At 66.8% G+C, this 17965-nt stretch carries 23 protein-coding genes and 1 tRNA gene; 8 read left to right on the forward strand and 16 right to left on the reverse strand.

Annotated features, from left to right (window positions below; all coding sequences use genetic code 11):
• Positions 1-186: 186 nt before the first annotated feature.
• From FOA17_RS05010 to FOA17_RS05030, 5 genes are all read right to left on the reverse strand, one after another.
• Positions 187-1218 carry a MaoC family dehydratase gene (locus FOA17_RS05010; protein ID WP_149140361.1) on the reverse strand — a complete coding sequence of 344 codons (1032 nt, stop codon included), beginning with the start codon at positions 1216-1218 and terminating at the stop codon, positions 187-189.
• Between the two features lie 91 nt (positions 1219-1309).
• Positions 1310-1513: a DUF1737 domain-containing protein gene (locus FOA17_RS05015; protein ID WP_149140362.1), complete on the reverse strand. Its 204-nt coding sequence runs from the start codon at positions 1511-1513 to the stop codon at positions 1310-1312.
• Between the two features lie 4 nt (positions 1514-1517).
• Complete coding sequence (locus tag FOA17_RS05020) at positions 1518-2060, reverse strand: NnrU family protein (protein ID WP_149140363.1); 543 nt, start codon at positions 2058-2060, stop codon at positions 1518-1520.
• A gap of 38 nt (positions 2061-2098) precedes the next feature.
• The gene (locus FOA17_RS05025; RefSeq protein WP_149140364.1) at positions 2099-2959 is read right to left on the reverse strand and encodes an HpcH/HpaI aldolase/citrate lyase family protein; all 861 of its coding nucleotides are present in this window, start codon (positions 2957-2959) and stop codon (positions 2099-2101) included.
• Positions 2960-3064: 105 nt separating this feature from the next.
• Positions 3065-3811, reverse strand: coding sequence for a sulfite exporter TauE/SafE family protein (locus FOA17_RS05030; RefSeq protein ID WP_149140365.1), 747 nt, complete (start codon positions 3809-3811; stop codon positions 3065-3067).
• Positions 3812-3994: 183 nt separating this feature from the next.
• On the opposite strand from FOA17_RS05030, the gene mdh reads away from it, so the two are divergent.
• Together mdh and FOA17_RS05040 are read left to right on the forward strand one after the other, a co-directional pair.
• Positions 3995-4957 carry a malate dehydrogenase gene (gene mdh, locus FOA17_RS05035; protein WP_149140366.1) on the forward strand — a complete coding sequence of 321 codons (963 nt, stop codon included), beginning with the start codon at positions 3995-3997 and terminating at the stop codon, positions 4955-4957.
• A gap of 131 nt (positions 4958-5088) precedes the next feature.
• Positions 5089-5577 (forward strand): DUF1203 domain-containing protein, encoded by a 489-nt coding sequence (locus tag FOA17_RS05040; protein ID WP_149140367.1) that lies wholly within the window; start codon positions 5089-5091, stop codon positions 5575-5577.
• 52 nt (positions 5578-5629) lie between these two features.
• Here FOA17_RS05040 and FOA17_RS05045 read toward each other — a convergent pair whose 3' ends face one another.
• The 3 genes from FOA17_RS05045 to mbfA form a co-directional block, all read right to left on the reverse strand.
• A complete protein-coding gene (locus tag FOA17_RS05045) occupies positions 5630-6217 on the reverse strand; it encodes a 50S ribosomal protein L25/general stress protein Ctc (protein WP_149140368.1) in 588 nt (195 codons plus the stop codon).
• Positions 6218-6386: 169 nt separating this feature from the next.
• Positions 6387-7550: an alpha-hydroxy acid oxidase gene (locus FOA17_RS05050; RefSeq protein ID WP_149140369.1), complete on the reverse strand. Its 1164-nt coding sequence runs from the start codon at positions 7548-7550 to the stop codon at positions 6387-6389.
• Between the two features lie 135 nt (positions 7551-7685).
• A complete protein-coding gene (mbfA, locus tag FOA17_RS05055) occupies positions 7686-8663 on the reverse strand; it encodes an iron exporter MbfA (RefSeq protein WP_149140370.1) in 978 nt (325 codons plus the stop codon).
• Positions 8664-8820: 157 nt separating this feature from the next.
• Between mbfA and FOA17_RS19700 the strand changes: the two genes are divergently transcribed.
• Positions 8821-8988: a hypothetical protein gene (locus tag FOA17_RS19700; RefSeq protein WP_162528169.1), complete on the forward strand. Its 168-nt coding sequence runs from the start codon at positions 8821-8823 to the stop codon at positions 8986-8988.
• 47 nt (positions 8989-9035) lie between these two features.
• Entirely contained in the window at positions 9036-9743 is a 708-nt protein-coding gene (locus FOA17_RS05060; RefSeq protein WP_149140371.1) for a TetR/AcrR family transcriptional regulator, read from the forward strand.
• On the opposite strand, the gene FOA17_RS05065 is transcribed toward FOA17_RS05060, so the two are convergent.
• Positions 9724-9933, reverse strand: a complete 210-nt coding sequence (locus FOA17_RS05065; RefSeq protein WP_149140372.1) for a hypothetical protein — start codon at positions 9931-9933, stop codon at positions 9724-9726. The two genes, FOA17_RS05060 and FOA17_RS05065, sit on opposite strands and share 20 nt — an antisense overlap.
• 101 nt (positions 9934-10034) lie before the next feature.
• On the reverse strand, positions 10035-10793 hold the full coding sequence (locus FOA17_RS05070) for an NYN domain-containing protein (protein ID WP_149140373.1): 759 nt from the start codon (positions 10791-10793) through the stop codon (positions 10035-10037).
• Positions 10794-10928: 135 nt separating this feature from the next.
• On the opposite strand from FOA17_RS05070, the gene FOA17_RS05075 reads away from it, so the two are divergent.
• From FOA17_RS05075 to FOA17_RS05085, 3 genes are all read left to right on the forward strand, one after another.
• Positions 10929-11810: a DMT family transporter gene (locus FOA17_RS05075; protein WP_162528170.1), complete on the forward strand. Its 882-nt coding sequence runs from the start codon at positions 10929-10931 to the stop codon at positions 11808-11810.
• Between the two features lie 101 nt (positions 11811-11911).
• Positions 11912-12859: an NAD(P)-dependent alcohol dehydrogenase gene (locus FOA17_RS05080; protein ID WP_162528171.1), complete on the forward strand. Its 948-nt coding sequence runs from the start codon at positions 11912-11914 to the stop codon at positions 12857-12859.
• A 101-nt stretch (positions 12860-12960) separates the two neighbouring features.
• Positions 12961-13392, forward strand: a complete 432-nt coding sequence (locus FOA17_RS05085) for a PACE efflux transporter (RefSeq protein WP_149140376.1) — start codon at positions 12961-12963, stop codon at positions 13390-13392.
• On the opposite strand, the gene FOA17_RS05090 is transcribed toward FOA17_RS05085, so the two are convergent.
• The 6 genes from FOA17_RS05090 to FOA17_RS05115 all read right to left on the reverse strand — a co-directional run bounded on the left by FOA17_RS05090 (position 13389) and on the right by FOA17_RS05115 (position 17716).
• Positions 13389-13796 carry an arsenate-mycothiol transferase ArsC gene (locus FOA17_RS05090; RefSeq protein WP_238991742.1) on the reverse strand — a complete coding sequence of 136 codons (408 nt, stop codon included), beginning with the start codon at positions 13794-13796 and terminating at the stop codon, positions 13389-13391. The two genes, FOA17_RS05085 and FOA17_RS05090, sit on opposite strands and share 4 nt — an antisense overlap.
• 62 nt (positions 13797-13858) lie before the next feature.
• A complete protein-coding gene (locus tag FOA17_RS05095; protein WP_149140378.1) occupies positions 13859-14338 on the reverse strand; it encodes a UPF0262 family protein in 480 nt (159 codons plus the stop codon).
• A 63-nt stretch (positions 14339-14401) separates the two neighbouring features.
• A complete protein-coding gene (gene hisD / locus FOA17_RS05100) occupies positions 14402-15706 on the reverse strand; it encodes a histidinol dehydrogenase (protein WP_149140379.1) in 1305 nt (434 codons plus the stop codon).
• A gap of 61 nt (positions 15707-15767) precedes the next feature.
• Positions 15768-16241, reverse strand: coding sequence for a DUF2948 family protein (locus FOA17_RS05105; RefSeq protein ID WP_149140380.1), 474 nt, complete (start codon positions 16239-16241; stop codon positions 15768-15770).
• The gene (gene murA / locus FOA17_RS05110; protein ID WP_149140381.1) at positions 16241-17509 is read right to left on the reverse strand and encodes a UDP-N-acetylglucosamine 1-carboxyvinyltransferase; all 1269 of its coding nucleotides are present in this window, start codon (positions 17507-17509) and stop codon (positions 16241-16243) included. Before murA ends, FOA17_RS05105 begins: the two co-directional genes overlap by 1 nt.
• A 9-nt stretch (positions 17510-17518) precedes the next feature.
• On the reverse strand, positions 17519-17716 hold the full coding sequence (locus tag FOA17_RS05115) for a hypothetical protein (protein WP_149140382.1): 198 nt from the start codon (positions 17714-17716) through the stop codon (positions 17519-17521).
• A 145-nt stretch (positions 17717-17861) separates the two neighbouring features.
• On the opposite strand from FOA17_RS05115, the gene FOA17_RS05120 reads away from it, so the two are divergent.
• Positions 17862-17936: transfer RNA gene (locus tag FOA17_RS05120), tRNA-Thr, on the forward strand.
• Positions 17937-17965 lie beyond the last annotated feature (29 nt).

Here is a 17965-nt window from a genome sequence, read left to right on the forward strand (position 1 = left end):
ATTCTGCTTGTTCAATAGCGCGTTTTTTCTGCAAGTCACCTGTGGAAAACCGCAGGCCCGCCCCCGTTTACGCTATCAGGGCGGAAAAAATCAATCTTGTGATCACGAATTTTAAGCGCGTGATCACAAATTCCCGGTGGGGCGGGGGTCGTCGGCCTGGCGCGAGACTCAGCCCCCGGCGGCGGGTCATTGCGGCATCAGCGCCCAGTAATCCAGGTCGAGCAGCACTTCGGGCGCGTATTTGCCATCGTCGCCCCGCAGCGCAAAGGGCGTGGCGCCTTGCTTGACCGCGACCAGCCGCAGCCGGATCGCCCCCACGCCCGGCGCCGGGGTATCGACCTTGTCCAGCACCTCGGACCAGGCCTTGACGGTATCGCCGGCGAAACAGGGATTGGCATGGGCCCCGCCATTCAGCGCGACGATCATCTGCGCATTGGCCAGGCCGTTGAACGAAAGCGCCCGCGCCATGGAGATCACATGCCCGCCATAGATCAGCCGCTTGCCATCGTCGCGGAAGGTCGCGTCGAAATGCACCTTGGCGGTGTTCTGCCACAGGCGCGTGGCGATCATATGCTCGGCCTCTTCGATGGTGACGCCATCGACATGGTCGATCTTCTCGCCGATGGCGTAATCGCCCCAGCGATGCGGCTCGCCCGCCAGGCCGAAATCATAGCCGGTGAAATCCAGCCCTTCGGGGATCACCAGATCGGCGGCGGAGAGTGCCGGTTTCAGATCGGGCACCTGCGGGGCAGGGGCGGCGGCGTCCAGCCGGTTCTTGCGCACCATGACCCAGCGGACATAGTCCATCACCACCTCATCGCGCTGATTGAGGCCGCGGGTGCGGACATAGACCACGCCGGATTTGCCGTTGGAATTCTCCTTCAGCCCGATGACCTCGGATTCCGAGCGCAGCGTATCGCCGGGCCAGACCGGGCGCAGCCAGCGACCTTCGGCATAGCCCAGATTGGCCACCGCGTTCAGGCTGACATCGGGCACGGTCTTGCCAAACACGATGTGAAAGGCGGCCAGATCGTCCAGCGGGCTGGCGGGCAGGCCGCAAGCCTGCGCAAAGGCATCGCTGGAATAAAGCGCATGCCGCGCGGGATACAGCGCATGATACAGGGCGCGTTCCCCGCCCGACACCGTGCGCGGCACGGCGTGGCGGATCACCTCGCCGATGCGGTAATCCTCGAAAAATCGGCCGGGATTGGTTTTCATGCTCTCACTCCTTGCGTGTCGGCGGGGCGTGCCGGCGGGGGCCATCCGCGGCAGGGGAAAGGGGCGCCTTTGTCGCGCCCCCGGGGCGGGCCTATTGCTCGCCCAGTTTCAGATCGGGGCTGTAATCGCCCGGCACCTCTTTCACCACGGCCTGACCGCAGCGCATGACGCCGCGTGCCGCGTCAAAGGCGTAGGTCGGGCCGCCCTGCAACGCCCAGCCCTTGTTCAGCGCAGCTGTCACCTTGTGACAAAAGGCCGAAGTGTCGTCATCCGACAGGAACCGATAGAGTTTCATCGTCTCACCCGAAGGTTGGATAGCCGAGGGCGTAATGCCCCCCCGCAATCGCGCCATAGACCAGCAGCGTGCCGGCCAGCGCCATCGCCTCGAATTTCGCGGGCTTGGCGGCGGGCGGGGTCCAGGGACCGGCGCGGTTGATCAGCGCCATGGACAGCAGCGCCCAGAGGCCGATGCCGCCGAACAGCAGGAACGAGGGCGTGTCGCCATTCACCAGCAGATGCGCGACCGACCACAGCACCGCGCCCAGAAGCATCGGATGACGCAGCTTGCGCGCCAAGGCGGTCTTCATGCCCGCGGCCGCGAACAGATAGACCGAGACCAGCATCAGCAGGTTGTTGATCCCCACCAGCGCCGGGTTGCGGCCCCAGTAGACCGTGCCTTCGGCCTGCCGGTAGCCGATCACCATCAGCACCAGCCCGGCAAATAGCGCCAGCGTGATCGCCAGCTTGCCGGCCTCGCCCCAGCCCGCGCGCAGATCCGGCGCAAGGCGTTTCAACAGATGCGGCACGATCCAGAGGATGAGGCCGAGGGCAAGCAGGGTCATGGGAAGGCTCCAGTCATGTGAACCGGGTCACACTCCCATCATTCGGCCATGGCCGCAATCGCCTCTGCCTTGGCGAGCGTCGCCTTGGCGGTGACGATGTGCAGGTTCTCCACGATCTTGCCATCCACCACGGCGACGCCGCCGCCGCTGGCCATCACGGCGTCAAAGGCGGCGATCTGCCGGCGGGCGAGGTCGATCTCGGCCTCGGACGGGGCAAAGGCGGCATTGGCGATGTCAAGCTGCGCGGGGTGGATCAGCGTCTTGCCATCAAAGCCCATGTCGCGGCCCTGATCGCATTCGGCGCGCAGCCCGTCTTCGTCCTTGAAGGCATTGTAGACGCCATCGACGATCACCAGCCCCTCGGCCCGGGCGGCCAGCAGGCACAGGCCCAGCCCGGCCTGCATCGGCAGGCGGTCGGCGCGGAAGCGGCTGTTCAGTTCTTTCGCCAGATCGTTGGTGCCCATCACCATGCCCTTGAGGCGCGGATGGGCGGCGATTTCGGCGGCGTTGAGCATGCCGCGGCAGGTCTCCATCATCGCCCAGAGATCGGCGCCCGGCACGGCCTCGGCCACGGCATCCAGATCGGCGGCGGAATTGACCTTGGGGATCAGGATCGCGTCGATCCGGGCGCCGCGGGCAATCGCCTCGTCCATGGCATTGGCGTCATCGCGGCCCCATTCGGTGTCAAAGCCGTTGATCCGCACGATGCGGGCGCGGCGGCCGAAATCCCAATCCGTCAACACCCGGGCCAGCAGCTTGCGCGCGGCGGGTTTTTCATCGGGGGCCACCGCATCTTCCAGATCGAAGATGATCGCGTCGGTGGCAAGCCCCTGCGCCTTTTCCAGCGCGCGCTCCTTGGAGCCGGGAATATAAAGCACGGAACGGTAGGGCCGGGACATGAGTCTCTCCGTCTGGTAATATTCTTGCGCGAGGAAGCATGAAAACGGCATTATGGGCAAGGCCCGATTTGCCGCGCCGCAGAAAAAAGGCGTGCGCGGCGGCGGTCACAGGGCCCGCGCGACATCCCAGAGCAGCTTGAGCGACAGCAGCAGCAAGGCCCAGGTGACCAGTTGGAAGAACAGCCGTTCCGGCAGGCGGCGCACCAGCCAGACCCCGGCAAAGACCGCGACCGATGCCGGGATCGCCAGCAGGACCGAGAGTTTCAGATTGGCGAGGTTGATCTGGCCAAGCGCCCAATAGGGGATCAGCTTTACCGCGTTGACCCAGGCAAACAGGATGGTGGCGGTGCCGGCATAGACCTCTTTGCGCAGGCCCAGCGGCATGGTGTAGACCTGATAGGGCGGCGCGCCGGCATGGCTGACAAAGCTGGTGAATCCGGTCAGCGCCCCCCAGAACAGGCCCGGCGCCACCCGGGCGGGGCGGGGATCGGCCTGGACGCCCCTGCGCAGCAGCAGGTTCAGCGCGAAGACCAGCCCGATCAGCGCGACCAGCCCGGTAACCACCCAGCCCGGCACCAGATGCGCGGTGGCCCAGCCCAGCCCCACGCCCAGCGTGGTCGCGGGCACCAGGATCGCCAGCACCCGCCGGTCATAGGCATGGCGATAGGCATAAAGCCCGAACATGTCGGACACGACATAGATCGGCAGCAGCAGACCCGCCGCCATCCCCGCCGGCATCACGAGGCTCATCAACGGGACGGAAAGCATGGCCACGATCGGCACCCCGCCCTTGCCCATGCCGACCAGAACCGAGGCAAACCCGGCCAGAAGCCAGAACCACAAGTCGTGCATGCGCCTCTCCCGTCGTGGCCGGCTGAATTGCGCCGGGTTTAGCGCAAACAACTTGCGCCCGCCATCCCGTCCTGTCATGCCGCATCGCGGCGGCTTCGGGAATCGGCGCAAGTTTCTTGCGTGATCGCCGGGAAGCCCCTAGAAGGCATACCATTGCATACAATCCCAGCCGGAGACGGAATCATGGCACGACCCAAGATTGCACTGATTGGCGCTGGTCAGATCGGCGGCACGCTCGCCCATCTCGCCGCGACCAAGGAGCTTGGCGATATCGTCGTTTTCGACATTGCCGAGGGCACCCCGCAGGGCAAGGCGCTCGATCTGGCGCAATGCGGCCCGGTCGAGGGCTTCGACGCGGTGCTGAAGGGCACCAACAGCTATGAGGATATCGCGGGCGCCGATGTCTGCATCGTCACCGCCGGTGTGCCGCGCAAGCCGGGCATGAGCCGCGACGACCTGCTGGGCATCAACCTCAAGGTCATGAAATCGGTGGGCGAGGGCATCAAGGCCCATGCGCCGAACGCCTTTGTGATCTGCATCACCAACCCGCTGGACGCGATGGTCTGGGCGCTGCGCGAATTCTCGGGCCTGCCGCATAACAAGGTCGTCGGCATGGCCGGCGTGCTGGATGCCGCGCGCTTCCGCCACTTCCTGTCGGTGGAATTCAACGTGTCGATGCGCGATGTCACCGCCTTCGTGCTGGGCGGCCATGGCGATACGATGGTGCCGCTGGTCCGCTATTCGACCGTCGCGGGCATCCCGCTGCCGGATCTGGTCAGCATGGGCTGGACCTCGCAGGAAAAGATGGATGCGATCGTGCAGCGCACCCGTGATGGCGGCGCCGAGATCGTGGGCCTGCTGAAGACCGGGTCGGCCTTCTATGCGCCCGCCACCTCGGCCATCGAAATGGCCGAAGCCTATCTGAAGGACCAGAAGCGCCTGCTGCCCTGCGCGGCCTATGTGGATGGCGCCTTTGGCCTGAACGGCATGTATGTCGGCGTGCCGACCATCATCGGTGCCGGCGGGATCGAGCGTATCGTGGACATCAAGCTGAACAAGGACGAACAGGTGATGTTCGACAAGTCGGTCGATGCGGTGAAGGGCCTCGTGGCCGCCTGCAAGGGCATCGACCCGTCGCTGGCCTGATCGCATCGCAATCGACGAAATCGAAAGGCGCGCCCCCTCGGGCGCGCCTTTTCCTTTTGCGCAGGATACGGGTCGGCCCGGGGCGGGGGAGGGGGCAGGATGAACTGATCCCAGCCATAAGGAGTTCTGCCATGACGGATCTGTGTTTCATGCCCCTGCCCAGCGATGCGGTCCGGGCGCTGCGCGCGGGGGGGCCGGATGCCCATGGCCAGCCCGCAGAGCGGACCCGGGCGACAGGCGCCGGCAATCCCTGCCGGCATTGCCTCGACTTCATCCCCGAGGGGCAGGAGATGCTGATCCTGGCCTGGCGGCCCTTTCCCGCCGCCCAGCCCTATGCGGAAACCGGGCCGATCTTTCTTTGTGCGCAGGATTGCGCCGCATGGGACGGGCCGGGCGTGCCGCCGATCCTGCGGAGCAGCCCGGACTATCTGCTCAAGGGCTATGGCGCCGATTGGCGTATTTGCTATGGCACGGGCCGGGTGGTGCCGCAGGCGGAACTGGTGGCCTATGCCCGCGCCCTGCTGGCCCGGCCCGAGATCGCCTTTGTCGATGTGCGCTCGGCGCGCAACAACTGTTTTCAGACCCGGATCCTGCGCGCATCTGCCCGCCTGCCGGAATGAAAAACGCGGCGGGGTTGCCCCCGCCGCGCCGGTCTTTCCCCTGGGGGAAGGATCACTCTTCGGCCACCAGACCCGAGGGCGCGGTGACGTTGGCAATCACGAAGTTGCGCTCGATGGTCGGCTTGGCGCCGTTCGGCATGACCACATCGTTGATGTGGATCACGTCGCCGAAGGTCTTGCCGGTCAGGTCGACCACGATTTCCGACGGGATGTCGGAGGCCAGCACTTCCAGTTCGACCTCGGGGCGCACCACGGTCAGCGTGCCGCCACGCTTGAGGCCCGGGGCCGCGTCGTGGTTGATGAAGGTCACGTGAATGAACAGGTTGATGCGGCTGTCGTCATGCAGGCGCATGAAATCGACATGGGTCGGCAGGTCTTTCACCACGTCGCGCTGAACGCCGCGGCAGACGACATGCACGTCGGGCTGGCCTTCGACCTTCAGGTTGAACAGGGTGGAGAGGAAACGACCCTGGCGCAGACGCTTGAGCAGGGTGTTGTAGTTCATCTTGATCGCGACCGGCTCTTTGCTGTCGCCATACACGATCCCGGGCACGAAGCCCTCCCGACGTGCCTGGCGAGCGGCCCCCTTGCCCGTCCCCGCGCGCACTTCGGCGATCAGATCTTCGATCTCGCGTGCCATTGGTAACTCCATCATTAGCATGCATGAATCCGCCACCCTCCAAGGGTGCGTGGCGGATCGGGGGGCTATAGCGGGGAATCGCCAGTGGGGAAAGGGGAAAATGCGCGGTTTCCGGCGGCAAAGCGGCGCTGTGGCGCCCGCCCCGGCGGGGCAGGCGCGGGGGGCGCGGTCAGGCCCAGCTACCCTCGAAATCCTGCGGCACAAGCAGGTTGTGCGGCCCGACATTGCGGATGTCGCGTTCGCCGCACAGCGCCATGGTGATGTCCAGTTCCTTCTGGATCACCTCAAGCGCCTTGGTCACGCCCTGCTGGCCCATGGCGCCCAGACCATAGATATAGGCGCGCCCGATCATCGCCGCATCGGCGCCAAGCGCGCGGGCCTTCAGCACGTCCTGACCCGAGCGGATGCCGCTGTCGATCCAGATCTCGGTCTGGCCCTTGATCGCCCGCGCGATGGAGGGCAGCACGCGGATCGAGGACAGCGCGCCGTCAAGCTGCCGCCCGCCGTGATTGCTGACCACGATCGCATCGGCGCCGAAATCGGCGGCCTTGCGGGCGTCGTCTTCGTCCAGCACGCCTTTCAGCACCAGCTTGCCGCCCCATTTGTCACGGATGCGGGCGATCTTGCCCCAGTCGAGCTTGGGGTCGAACTGTTCGCTGGTCCAGCTGGAGAGCGAGGACAGATCGCCCACGCCCTTGGCATGGCCCACGATATTGCCGAAGGTGCGGCGCTTGGTGCCCAGCATGCCCAGGCACCATTGCGGCTTGGTCATCATGTTGAGGATGTTCGGGATCGTCAGGCGCGGCGGGGCCGAAAGCCCGTTCTTCAGATCCTTGTGGCGTTGGCCCAGGATTTGCAGATCGAGCGTCAGGACCAGCGCCGAACAGCCCGCGACGCGCGCGCGTTCGATGATATTGTCCACGAACTCCTCGTCGCGCATGACATAGAGCTGGAACCAGAAGGGCTTGGTCGTATGCGCGGCCACATCCTCGATCGAGCAGATCGACATGGTCGAAAGGGTGAAGGGCACGCCGAAGGCCTCGGCGGCGCGGGCGGCCTTGATCTCGCCATCGGCGGATTGCATCCCGGTGAAACCCACAGGGGCGAGGGCGACCGGCATCGTCACCTCTTGCCCCAGCATCGTGCCGCCGGTGTAGCGGTTCGACATATCGACCGCCACCTTCTGACGCAGGCGGATGCGGCTGAAATCGCTGACATTCTCGTGGAAGGTCTGTTCGGTATAGCTGCCGGATTCCGCGTAGTCATAGAACATGCGGGGCGTGCGCCGGGCATGCAGGCGTTTCAGATCCTCGATGCAGGTGATGACGGGCATGGGCGTCTCCGGCTAATTGGTATGATGTTTTTACCAATATTGACAGATTCGCGCAAGGCGGACGTGGGCGGGGGGCAGGCTGCCCCCCATGCGCCCTTTTGGCACCCCCAAGAATACTTGGTGAAAGAAAACGGGTCAGCCGCCGCCGATCAGCGCGCCGGCGGCAAAGACAAGGGCGCCGCCCAGCACCACTTGCAGCGCCGCGCGCAGGAACGGGGTTTCCATGAAGCGGTTCTGGATCCAGGCGATGGCCCAAAGCTCGACAAAGACCACGGCGATGGCAAGGGCGGTGGCGGTCCAGAAATCCGGGATCAGATAGGGGAGCGCATGCCCGAGACCGCCAAGCATGGTCATCACGCCCGAGGCGAGGCCGCGTTTCCAGGGGCTGCCGCGGCCTGACAGCACGCCGTCATCATGGGCGGCCTCGGTGAAGCCCATCGAAATGCCGGCGCCGACGCTGGCGGCGAGGCCGACCAGAAAGGTGGTCCAGCTGTTCTGGGTGGCAAAGGCGGTGGCAAAGATCGGCGCGAGGGTGGAGACAGAGCCATCCATCAGCCCGGCCAGTCCGGGTTGCACCCAGGTCAGGATGAACTGGCGCCGGGCGGTGAGGTCTTCTTCCTCGCGGGCGGTGCCGGCCAGATGCGCGGCCTCCAGCCCTTCGGCGGCGCGTTGGTGGCCGCCTTCGGCCGCGGCCAGATCGCCCAGCAGGCGCCTTGTGCCGGCATCGGTGGTGGCGGCGGCGGCGCGCAGGTAAAACGCTTCGGCATCCTTTTCCATGCCGGCGGCCTCGGCGCGGATGGTTACCAGGCTGAGCCCCTGTTGCAGCCAGACCGGGCGGCGGGCGTAAAAGCCCGCGACATGTTCGCGCCGGATCAGCGGGATCGTGTCGCCAAAGCGGTGGCGGTGCAGGTCGATCAGGCTTTGGCGGTGGCCGTCTTCCTCGGTCGCCATGCCGTCAAAGACAGCGGCGGTGGCGGGGTAATCGTCGCGCAGGCGCTGGGCATAGCTGCGATAGATGCGGGCATCGTCCTCTTCGGAGGAGATGGCGAGGGCCAGAACCTCCTGTTCGCTGAGGTCGGCAAAGCGGCGGCGGCTGGTCAGGGCAGAGAGCATGCGGCACCATTTATTAGAATGGTTCTAATATACGGCGATGATTCTGGGGGTGCAATGCGGAAAAATGAACTGATGAGTTCAGAATCGCTTGCAAAGTGAACTGATCGGTTCAATATCATTTCTGAACCGTATCGTTCAGTTTTCTGGAGGAAGATCCATGCGAGCGCTTCTTGTCATTCTTGTCAGTCTGGCCCCCACCCTGGCGGTGGCGCAGGGAGCGCCGTTCGATCTGCCGCGGCTGGATTTTCCGCCGCCCGAGGCGCCGGTGACGCAATCCTGCCTGGATCCGGCGGGCGCGCCGCGCTGCGTGCCGCAGGGGCAGTGATGCCAGGGTGCTTGCAGCCAGGGGCGCGGCTCGGCTAGGGTCGGGGCATGACTGCCCGGCCGCGCACCCGCCCCACCGCCACGCCGCCCCTGACCCGCCCCGGTCAGGCGCTGGAGCGGGTATTGCAGGGCGCCGAGGCCGCGATCCGGCGCGGGCGCAAGTTCCAGCAGGTGCTGAACGGGGCGCGCGACATCTTTCTGGCGCGCGGCTATGAGGGGGCCTCGGTCGATGACATCGCGCGCGAGGCCGGGGTATCTAAGGCCACGCTTTACGCCTATTTCCCCGACAAGCGCCTGCTGTTCATGGAGGTCGCCAAGGCCGAATGTGCCCGGCAGGCCGAAGAAGCGGTGAAGCTGATCGACCAGAACGCCCCCGCGCGCGAGGTGCTGACCGAGGCGGCGCGGCGGATCGTGGCCTTTCTGACCTCGGAATTCGCGCAGAAGGTGTTTCGCATCTGCGTGGCCGAGGCAGACCGCTTTCCCGAACTGGGGCATGAATTCTACCATTCCGGGCCGCTTCTGGTGCAGCAGCGGCTGGTGGAATATCTGGCCAAGGCCGTGGCGCGGGGCGAGCTGGCGATTGATGACCTGCCCTTTGCCGCCGACCAGTTCGCAGCGCTGTGCAAGGTGACGCTGCATGAACAGGTGATCTTCGGCGTCGCCGATTGCTGCCCGCCCAAGATGGCCGATCAGGTGGTGCGCGGCGCGGTGGAGATGTTCCTGGCGCGCTATGGGGTCAGGCCGGCTTCAGCCTGACCTTGGCCGCCTTGCCGCGAGGGTCGCAGACAAAGCGGTCGGGATGGGCTGCTAGGAAGGCGTGCCAGGTCTTGAAGCCCAAAGTGGTGATGCCATGCCCGTATTGCCGGTGCAGCAAAGGGTTGAGGTCGGCGACGGCAAGGCCCTGCGCCCCGGCCTTTTTCAGTGCATCCCCCACCAGTTTCAGCACCTGATCCTTGCTCGCCCTTTTTTGCGCCGCGTTATTGGTCGGTGGGGGCATGGACAAGGCGAAAGCCCGGTGCCGCGTCCCATTGCGGCGCGATTTTGTCGTCAGGACAGGTCGCGCGCAAGCAACTGACCGCCCGGGCCGGGCTTGACCTCGAACCGGCTGGAGATCTTGCGCACCAGATCCGACAATTTGGCGCTGCCATAGGTGCGGGTGTCGAAATCGGGGTTGGCCTGGGTGATGAACTGGCCGATCTGCCCCAGCGAATACCATTCGCCCTCTGGGTCGATGGCGCGCATCGCGGCGACGATGAGCGGGATCGCCTTTTGCGGCGACTCCTTCTCGCGCCGGGTGGGCGGCTTGGGCTCGGGGCCGGGCTGGCCGGCGGCGACGGGGGCAGGGGCGGGGTCGTCGGCATCATCGCCGCTCAGGTTCTCGACATAGATGAAGCGTTTGCAGGCCATGCGAAACGCCTCGGGCGTCTTCTTTTCGCCGATGCCATAGACATCAAGCCCCTGTTCGCGGATCCGCGCGGCAAGGCGGGTGAAATCGCTGTCGGAGCTGACCAGCACAAAGCCGTCGAACAGACCCGAATGCAGGAAATCCATCGCGGCGATCACCAGACCGATATCCGAGGCATTCTTGCCCTTGGTGTTGGAAAACTGCTGATCCGCTACCATGCCAAGTGCCGCGACCTTGCGCGCCCAGCCACCCAGCCGCTGCGCCGACCAGTCGCCATAGATGCGGCGCACGCTGGCTTCGCCCAGGCTGGCGATTTCCTCGAAAATGGCTTCGGCATAGCCCGCGGGCACATTGTCGGCGTCGATCAGCACGCAAAGGCGGGGGGCACGGGGTTCGGGCATGATGTCCTCTTGTTTTCCGGCATTGTCACAGCTTGTGCGGGCGATGGCCAGCCAAATCGCCGCCCGATGTCGCGGATGGGCAGGCGTCGGCCGGGCGGGCCGGCGATAACGGCGCGGGAAACAGGAGACGCGGGCATGGCGAAGGCGCAGGGCAGTCTGGCAGGGGTCGGGCTGATGCTGGGGGCGATGGCGGTGCTGCCATTCCTCGATGTGGTGGCCAAGACGCTGGGCGAACAGGGCGTGCCGGTGTTGCAGATCGTCTGGGCGCGCATGGCGATGGGGGCGGTGATGACGGCACCGCTTGCGCTGCGGGCGGCTGGGCCGCGCGGGCTCTGGCCGGAGCGTGCGGGCATTCACGGGCTGCGGGCGGCGCTCTTGATCCTGGCGACTTTCCTGTTCTTTGCCGCGCTGAAATTCCTGCCGATCGCCGATGCGCTGGCGGTGTTCTTCGTGCAGCCGCTGGTGGTGACGGCGCTGTCGCCGTTGATCCTGGGCGAACATGTCGGGCCGCGCCGCTGGGCGGCGGTGGCGGTGGGGTTCATCGGCACGCTGATCATCATCCGCCCCGGCATGCAGGCCTTCAACCCCGGCACGTTGCTGGCGCTGGGGGCGGGTTGTGCGCTGGCGCTGTATTTCCTGCTGACGCGGCGGATTGCCGGGCGCGACGCGGCCATGGTCACCACCTTTCGCACCTCGCTCTTGGGGGCGCTGATCGTCACCGCGCTGGTCTGGCTGGTGTGGCAGCGCCCGACGCCCGGGCAATGGGGGCTGTTCCTGGCGCTGGGCGCGATTTCCACGCTGGGGCACGGGCTGATCGTGATGGCCTATGACCGCGCCGAGGCCAGTCTTCTGGCGCCGCTGGCCTATACCGAGATGGTGATGGCGGTGGTCGCGGGCTGGTGGTTCTTTGGCGATTTTCCCGATCTTTGGACCTTTGTCGGTGTCGGCGTGCTGATCGGCTGCGCGCTCTATATCTCGTCGCGCGAAAGGCGGGTGGCGGCTAAACCCGCGGTCTAGAGGCGCGCAAGGCCCGCCTTTCTGCCGCAGGGCGGATGGACCGGCGCGCCCGCAGGCGGCAATCTTGCGGGCGACAGGCGGCAAGGACGGGGCAAAGGGATATGCGGGCAGCCATGGTGCGGGCCTATGGCGGACCGGAGCAGGTGGTGACCGGGCTCTGCCCCGACCCGGTTCCGGGGGCGCAGGACATCCTCTTGCGGATCTGCGCCAGCCCGGTGACGGCGGGTGACAGGCGTATCCGGGCGGGCGACTTTCCGCGCGGCATGGGCGTTGCGGCGCGGCTGGTGCTGGGCTGGCGCGGGCCGCGCCGGCCCATTCTGGGCAATGCCTTTTGCGCCGAGATCGCCGCGGTCGGCCCGGGCGTGACGCAGTTCCGCCCCGGTCAGCGCGTCATCGGGCAAAGCGGGATGCGGATGGGCGCCCATGCCGACTATCTGTGCCTGCCCGAGCGCGCGGCGTTGGCGCCGATGCCTGCCACCCTGACCGAGGCCGAGGCCGCAAGCCTGCCATTCGGCGGCACGACCGCGCTCCATTTCCTGCGTGACCGCGCAGCCTTGTGGCCCGGCGCGCGGCTGCTGGTGCTGGGGGCCGCGGGCATGGTGGGGGGGATGGCGGTGCAGATCGGCCGCATCCTGGGGGCCGAAGTCACCGGCGCCGCCCGCCCGCGCAGTCTGACCCATGTTGCAGACCTGGAGGCCGAGGCGCTGGCCATGGAGGCGCTGGCGCAGACCGGGCGCCGCTGGGATGTCATTCTGGATACGACGGGCGCCGCGCCCGCAGCACTCTGGCCGCTGCTGGCGCCGGGTGGGCGGATGGCGCTGCTGGCGGCGGGCCTGCCCGAGATGGTGCAATCGCTGACCCGGCGCGCGGTGCTGACCGGCACCGCCCCCGAACGCGCGGCGGATCTGGCGCAGTTGGCCGCCTGGGCCGAAGCCGGCCTGTTGCGCCCGCCGGTCGCCGCCTGCCTGCCGCTGGAGCGCGCGGCCGAGGCCCATGCGCGGCACGAGGCCGGCGGCCTGCATGGCGCGGTGGTGCTGCGCTGCGGCTGACTTGCCCCGCCGCTGCGCAGGGTGCTAGACTGCCCGGGCGGGGGACGACCCCCGCCCTACGCAGTGTCGCGGGACGGCCCGCCCCTTGACGGACCAGACCCATGCGGACCTTCCGGGACCGGCTGCGCCATGCGCTAGCCTTTGAAATCATCGGCCTTCTGATCATCACCCCGCTGGCGGCACTGGTGCTGCACCACCCGGCAGGGCAGGTCTGGCTGGTCACCATCGGCAGCGCGCTGCTGGCGATGGCCTGGACCGGGCTTTACCACTGGCTGTTCGATCTGGCGCTGGCGCGGCTGACCGGCAGCACGCAGAAGGGCTGGCCGGCGCGGATCGTGCAGGCGGTGCTGTTCGAGACGGGGCTGCTGATCCTGCTGGCGCCGTTCATCGCCTGGGTGCTGGGGGTGGGGCTGTGGCAGGCGGTGCTGCTCGATCTGGGCTTCGCGCTGTTCTACATGGTCTATGCGCTTGGCTTCAACTGGGCCTGGGACCGGCTGTTTCCGGCGCCGCCGCTGCCTGCGGCCGGGCGCTAGGCTTCGGCCGGCGCTTCGGTCGCGGGGCCAAAGCGCGCGATCATCCGGTCGCGGATCATGTCGCGGGTCTGGCGATAGGCGGCCAGCTTAGCCTCGCGGGTTTCGCCGATGCCGGTCGGATCGAGGATCGGCCAGTATTCCACATCCATGTGGAAGAACCGCGTCAGTTCCAGCGCCATGCGCTGACTGGCGGGGGACAGCGCGATGATCAGGTCAAACTGGCCCAGATCATCGCCCCATTCCTGCATTTCCTCAAAGGATCGCGACCGGTGGCGATCCAGCTCCACCCCGATCTCGCGGCAGACGGCGACCGAAAAGCCGTCCACCTCCATGTCATTATGCACGCCCGCCGATTGCACATAGGCGCGTTGGCCATAAAGCCGCTTCATCAAGCCTTCCGCCATGGGCGAGCGCACCGCGTTATGGTCGCAACAGAACAGGACGGACGACGGGAATGCAGCCAAGATCAACCCCAGTGCAAGACGCAGATCAGGGTGAACAGGCGGCGTGCCGTGTCGGTATCGACCTCGGCCTTGCCCTCCAGCCGCTCTTGCAGCACGCGGGCGCCTTCGTTGTGGATGCCGCGCCGCGCCATGTCGATGGCCTCGATCTGGCTGGGGGGCAGGCGTTTCACCGCGTCGAAATAGCTTTCGCAGATCTGGAAGTAATCCTTCACCACCTGCCGGAACGGCCCGAGGCTCAGGTGGAATTCGCCCACCGGGGCTGCGGCTTCGGTCGCGATGGAAAAGACCAGCCGCCCTTCGCGAATGGCAAGCGCCAGCCGATAGGGGCCTTCGGGCACTGCGCGCCCGTCGCGGGCGGGCAGGCCAAAGCTGTTGTCTTCCAGCAGGTCGAAAATGGCGACCTTGCGTTCCTGTTCGATCTGGGGCGTCGGGCGGGCAAGGCCGCTTTCGTCGATCTCGATATGGCAGATGCGATTGGACATGAGGAGGAGGTTCCGATCTTGGCGCCCGCCAGTCATGCCCGACCCGCCTTGGCGGATCAAGCCTTAGCTGCGATTGAGCCGGTCGAGCCGTGCCCGCACCGAAAGGCCATGGGCCTCCAGGCTTTCGGAAATGGCCAGCCGTTCGGCGGCGGGGCCGATGGCGGCCAGCGCCTCGGGCGTCATCCGGGCCAGCGTGGTGCGCTTGAGGAAATCCATCACCGACAGGCCCGAGGAAAACCGCGCCGAGCGCGCGGTCGGCAGAACGTGGTTCGGCCCGCCGACATAATCGCCGATCGCCTCGGGCGTCCATTGGCCGAGGAAGATCGCGCCGGCATGGGTGATCTGTTGCGACAGCGCCTCGGGGTCGGCCACGCAAAGTTCCAGATGTTCGGGCGCCACGCGATTTGACAGGGCGGCGGCCTCGGTCAGGTCGCGGGTCACGATCACCGCGCCGAAATCGCGCCAGCTTGCCCCGGCAATGGCACGGCGTTCCAGCGTTTCCAGCCGCTTGTCCACCGCGGCGGCCACGGCACGGGCCAGTGCCGCATCCGGCGTGACCAGGATCGACTGCGCCGATTCGTCATGTTCGGCCTGGCTCAGCAGATCAAGCGCGATCCAGTCGGGATCGGCGGTGCCATCGGCGATCACCAGAATTTCCGACGGGCCGGCGATCATGTCGATACCGACCTTGCCAAAGACGCGGCGCTTGGCGGCGGCGACAAAGGCATTGCCCGGCCCGGTGATCTTGTCCACCGGCGCGATGGTGGCGGTGCCATGGGCCAGCGCCGCAATCGCCTGCGCGCCGCCGATGCGATAGACGGTGTCCACCCCGGCCAGTTGCGCCGCCAGCAAGACCAGCGGATTGACCACGCCGCCCGGCGTGGGGCAGGCAATGACCAGCCGCTCCACCCCGGCGACCTTGGCGGGAATGGCGTTCATCAGCACCGAGGACGGGTAGGAGGCCAGCCCGCCCGGCACATAAAGCCCCGCCGCCGAAACCGGCGTCCAGCGCCAGCCCAGCGTGGCGCCGCTTTCGTCGGTCCAGCTGGCATCTTCGGGCATCTGGCGGCTGTGATAGGCGCGGATGCGCGCAGCCGCGAGCTCCAGCGCGGCGCGATCCTCGGGGCCGACCTTGGCCACCTCTGCCGCGATCTCGGCGGCTGAGAAGGCCAGAGTTTCGGGCGTCAGTTCCAGCCGGTCAAAGCGCGCGGTCAGCTCGATCACCGCCGCATCGCCGCGGTCACGCACATCGGCGATGATCCCGGCGACCACCGCATCGACATCGGGGCTGTCTTCGCGCTTCATGCCCAGAAGGGCGGAGAAGGCGGCGTCGAAACCGGCGTCGGACGTGGTCAGGAATTGCGGCATGGCGGGCCTCCGGCAGGGGTTTGGCCCTGCATAGCCGCGAAGGCCAGGCGTCTCAAGCGGGTCAGCCGTGATCCGGCGCCTTGCCCGCCGGGGCGAGATAGGGCCGCGTCACGTCGCGCAGCGTCACATCCAGCGATTCGACCTCCAGCGCGATGGCGCCATCGCCGGCCAGCAGCAGTTCCAGCCGCCCGGTGCCATCCGCGCCCGGGGTCCAGACCAGATCGAGCAGCGACAGGATGGTGTCACGGTCATTGCGGTCGATGCCCTGGCTTTGCACCGCACGCACATCGCGCACCAGCATCATGCTGCGCACCCGTTCCGGCGGGCGCCCGGCCCGGGTGGCGGCATCGTGATCCTCCCAGCGGAAGCGGTTGATCAGCAAGGCAAATTCGCGCCGCCCCCGGGCAAAGGTCATATCGGTGATCGGCAGCACCGCATCTTGCGTCAGCGCCGCCAGCACCTTCAGATCCTCGGCATCCGCCGCCCCCAGCCAAAGCGGCGCCTCGGCCCCGTCCTCGAAGCGCGCATCCGCCATCAGCCCTTGATCCTTTCGATCTTCGCCCCGCAGGCGCCCAGCTTTTCCTCGACATGTTCATAGCCGCGATCCAGGTGATAGACCCGGCTGACCACGGTTTCGCCCTCGGCCGCCAGCCCGGCCAGGATGAGCGAGACGCTGGCCCGCAGGTCGGTCGCCATGACCGGCGCGCCGCGCAGCTTTTCGACCCCGGTCACGGTGGCATGGCCGCCATGCACGTCGATCTTCGCGCCCATGCGGATCAGCTCGGGCGCGTGCATGAAGCGGTTTTCAAAGATCTTCTCCTCCAGCACCGAGACGCCGTCGGCGGTGCACAGAAGCGCCATCATCTGCGCCTGAAGGTCGGTCGGAAAGCCGGGGAAGGGTTCGGTCGTCACGTCCACGGCCTTGACCCGGCCGTTCTTGCGCGCGACCTTCAGCCCGCGTTCGGTTTCGGTGACCGAAACGCCGGCGGCATCCAGCTTTTCGGCAAAGCTTGCGACCAGCGACATGCGGCCGCCCAGGCATTCCACCTCGCCGCCGCAGATCGCGGGGGCAAGCATATAGGTGCCGAGTTCAATCCGGTCCGTCACCACGGGATGCGTGGCGCCGCCCAGCCGGTCCACGCCCTGAATGGTGATGGTCGCGGTGCCTTCGCCTTCGATCTGGGCGCCCATGCGGCGCAGGCATTGCGCCAGATCGACGATCTCCGGCTCGCGCGCGGCGTTCTTCAGCACGGTCGTGCCCTTTGCCAGCGTCGCGGCCAGCAGGGCGTTTTCCGTCGCCCCGACCGAGACGAAGGGAAACTCCACCACCGCGCCTTTCAGCCGCCCACCCGGCGCCTTGGCGTGCACATAGCCGTCGCGCAGGTCGAGATCGGCGCCCATGGCCTCCAGCGCCTTGAGGTGCAGATCGACAGGCCGCGCGCCAATGGCACAGCCCCCGGGCAGCGACACGACCGCATGGCCATCGCGCGCCAGCATCGGCCCCAGCACCAGGATCGAGGCGCGCATCTTGCGCACGATGTCATAATCGGCGGTGTGATTGCCGATGCGATAGCTCGACATCGCCAGCACCTTGCCGCCTTGCAGCCCCGCCACCTCGGAGCCCAGCGATTGCAGTAGCTGGGTCATGGTGGCGATATCCGACAGGCGCGGCGCATTGGTCAGCGTCAGCGGCTCCTCGGTCAAGAGCGTGGCGGGCATCAATGTGAGGCACGCATTCTTGGCGCCCGCGATCGGGATCTCCCCGTTCAGCGCGCCGCCACCCTTTACCAGAATCGAATCCATCGTCCCGCCTCACTCTTTCTCGTTGTTGTCGGATGCCGCCGACCGGGCCCGGGCCTGAGCCTTGCGCCGCGCCATATTGGCCTTGAGCGCGGCTTTCAGCCGGTCTTCGCGCGCGGTTTCGGCACCCGTGCCGGCGCCCTGGCCCTTGCGGGGCTGGCGCGGGGCGGGGGTATCTGGATCCTGCGGGGGCGTTGCATCCGTGTTCATGACCCCTCTGTTAGCGCAGCCACAAAAAAGGGTCCAGATTGCGCTTGCACCCGCCGGCGAATACGTCTATTTCCCCGCCACGCCCGGCGATGAACCGCCGAAGCACCGCCGGAACGGGGCAAACAACCCGCAAAATGGCGCCCGTGCTGCAGTAGCTCAGTGGTAGAGCACTCCCTTGGTAAGGGAGAGGTCGAGAGTTCAATCCTCTCCTGCAGCACCATCCTTACCCTTGAACATGCACGGAAATTG

Source organism: Gemmobacter caeruleus, assembly GCF_008271655.1.
Lineage (GTDB): Bacteria > Pseudomonadota > Alphaproteobacteria > Rhodobacterales > Rhodobacteraceae > Gemmobacter > Gemmobacter caeruleus.

What these genes read in the sequence shown, in the direction of transcription:
- FOA17_RS05010 (WP_149140361.1), bottom strand. Translation starts at nt 1,218, where the DNA reads ATGAAAACCAATCCCGGCCGATTTTTCGAGGATTACCGCATCGGCGAG.
- FOA17_RS05015 (WP_149140362.1), bottom strand. Translation starts at nt 1,513, where the DNA reads ATGAAACTCTATCGGTTCCTGTCGGATGACGACACTTCGGCCTTTTGT.
- FOA17_RS05020 (WP_149140363.1), bottom strand. Translation starts at nt 2,060, where the DNA reads ATGACCCTGCTTGCCCTCGGCCTCATCCTCTGGATCGTGCCGCATCTG.
- FOA17_RS05025 (WP_149140364.1), bottom strand. Translation starts at nt 2,959, where the DNA reads ATGTCCCGGCCCTACCGTTCCGTGCTTTATATTCCCGGCTCCAAGGAG.
- FOA17_RS05030 (WP_149140365.1), bottom strand. Translation starts at nt 3,811, where the DNA reads ATGCACGACTTGTGGTTCTGGCTTCTGGCCGGGTTTGCCTCGGTTCTG.
- mdh (WP_149140366.1), top strand. Translation starts at nt 3,995, where the DNA reads ATGGCACGACCCAAGATTGCACTGATTGGCGCTGGTCAGATCGGCGGC.
- FOA17_RS05040 (WP_149140367.1), top strand. Translation starts at nt 5,089, where the DNA reads ATGACGGATCTGTGTTTCATGCCCCTGCCCAGCGATGCGGTCCGGGCG.
- FOA17_RS05045 (WP_149140368.1), bottom strand. Translation starts at nt 6,217, where the DNA reads ATGGCACGCGAGATCGAAGATCTGATCGCCGAAGTGCGCGCGGGGACG.
- FOA17_RS05050 (WP_149140369.1), bottom strand. Translation starts at nt 7,550, where the DNA reads ATGCCCGTCATCACCTGCATCGAGGATCTGAAACGCCTGCATGCCCGG.
- mbfA (WP_149140370.1), bottom strand. Translation starts at nt 8,663, where the DNA reads ATGCTCTCTGCCCTGACCAGCCGCCGCCGCTTTGCCGACCTCAGCGAA.
- FOA17_RS19700 (WP_162528169.1), top strand. Translation starts at nt 8,821, where the DNA reads ATGCGAGCGCTTCTTGTCATTCTTGTCAGTCTGGCCCCCACCCTGGCG.
- FOA17_RS05060 (WP_149140371.1), top strand. Translation starts at nt 9,036, where the DNA reads ATGACTGCCCGGCCGCGCACCCGCCCCACCGCCACGCCGCCCCTGACC.
- FOA17_RS05070 (WP_149140373.1), bottom strand. Translation starts at nt 10,793, where the DNA reads ATGCCCGAACCCCGTGCCCCCCGCCTTTGCGTGCTGATCGACGCCGAC.
- FOA17_RS05075 (WP_162528170.1), top strand. Translation starts at nt 10,929, where the DNA reads ATGGCGAAGGCGCAGGGCAGTCTGGCAGGGGTCGGGCTGATGCTGGGG.
- FOA17_RS05080 (WP_162528171.1), top strand. Translation starts at nt 11,912, where the DNA reads ATGCGGGCAGCCATGGTGCGGGCCTATGGCGGACCGGAGCAGGTGGTG.
- FOA17_RS05085 (WP_149140376.1), top strand. Translation starts at nt 12,961, where the DNA reads ATGCGGACCTTCCGGGACCGGCTGCGCCATGCGCTAGCCTTTGAAATC.
- FOA17_RS05090 (WP_238991742.1), bottom strand. Translation starts at nt 13,796, where the DNA reads ATGGCGGAAGGCTTGATGAAGCGGCTTTATGGCCAACGCGCCTATGTG.
- FOA17_RS05095 (WP_149140378.1), bottom strand. Translation starts at nt 14,338, where the DNA reads ATGTCCAATCGCATCTGCCATATCGAGATCGACGAAAGCGGCCTTGCC.
- hisD (WP_149140379.1), bottom strand. Translation starts at nt 15,706, where the DNA reads ATGCCGCAATTCCTGACCACGTCCGACGCCGGTTTCGACGCCGCCTTC.
- FOA17_RS05105 (WP_149140380.1), bottom strand. Translation starts at nt 16,241, where the DNA reads ATGGCGGATGCGCGCTTCGAGGACGGGGCCGAGGCGCCGCTTTGGCTG.
- murA (WP_149140381.1), bottom strand. Translation starts at nt 17,509, where the DNA reads ATGGATTCGATTCTGGTAAAGGGTGGCGGCGCGCTGAACGGGGAGATC.
- FOA17_RS05115 (WP_149140382.1), bottom strand. Translation starts at nt 17,716, where the DNA reads ATGAACACGGATGCAACGCCCCCGCAGGATCCAGATACCCCCGCCCCG.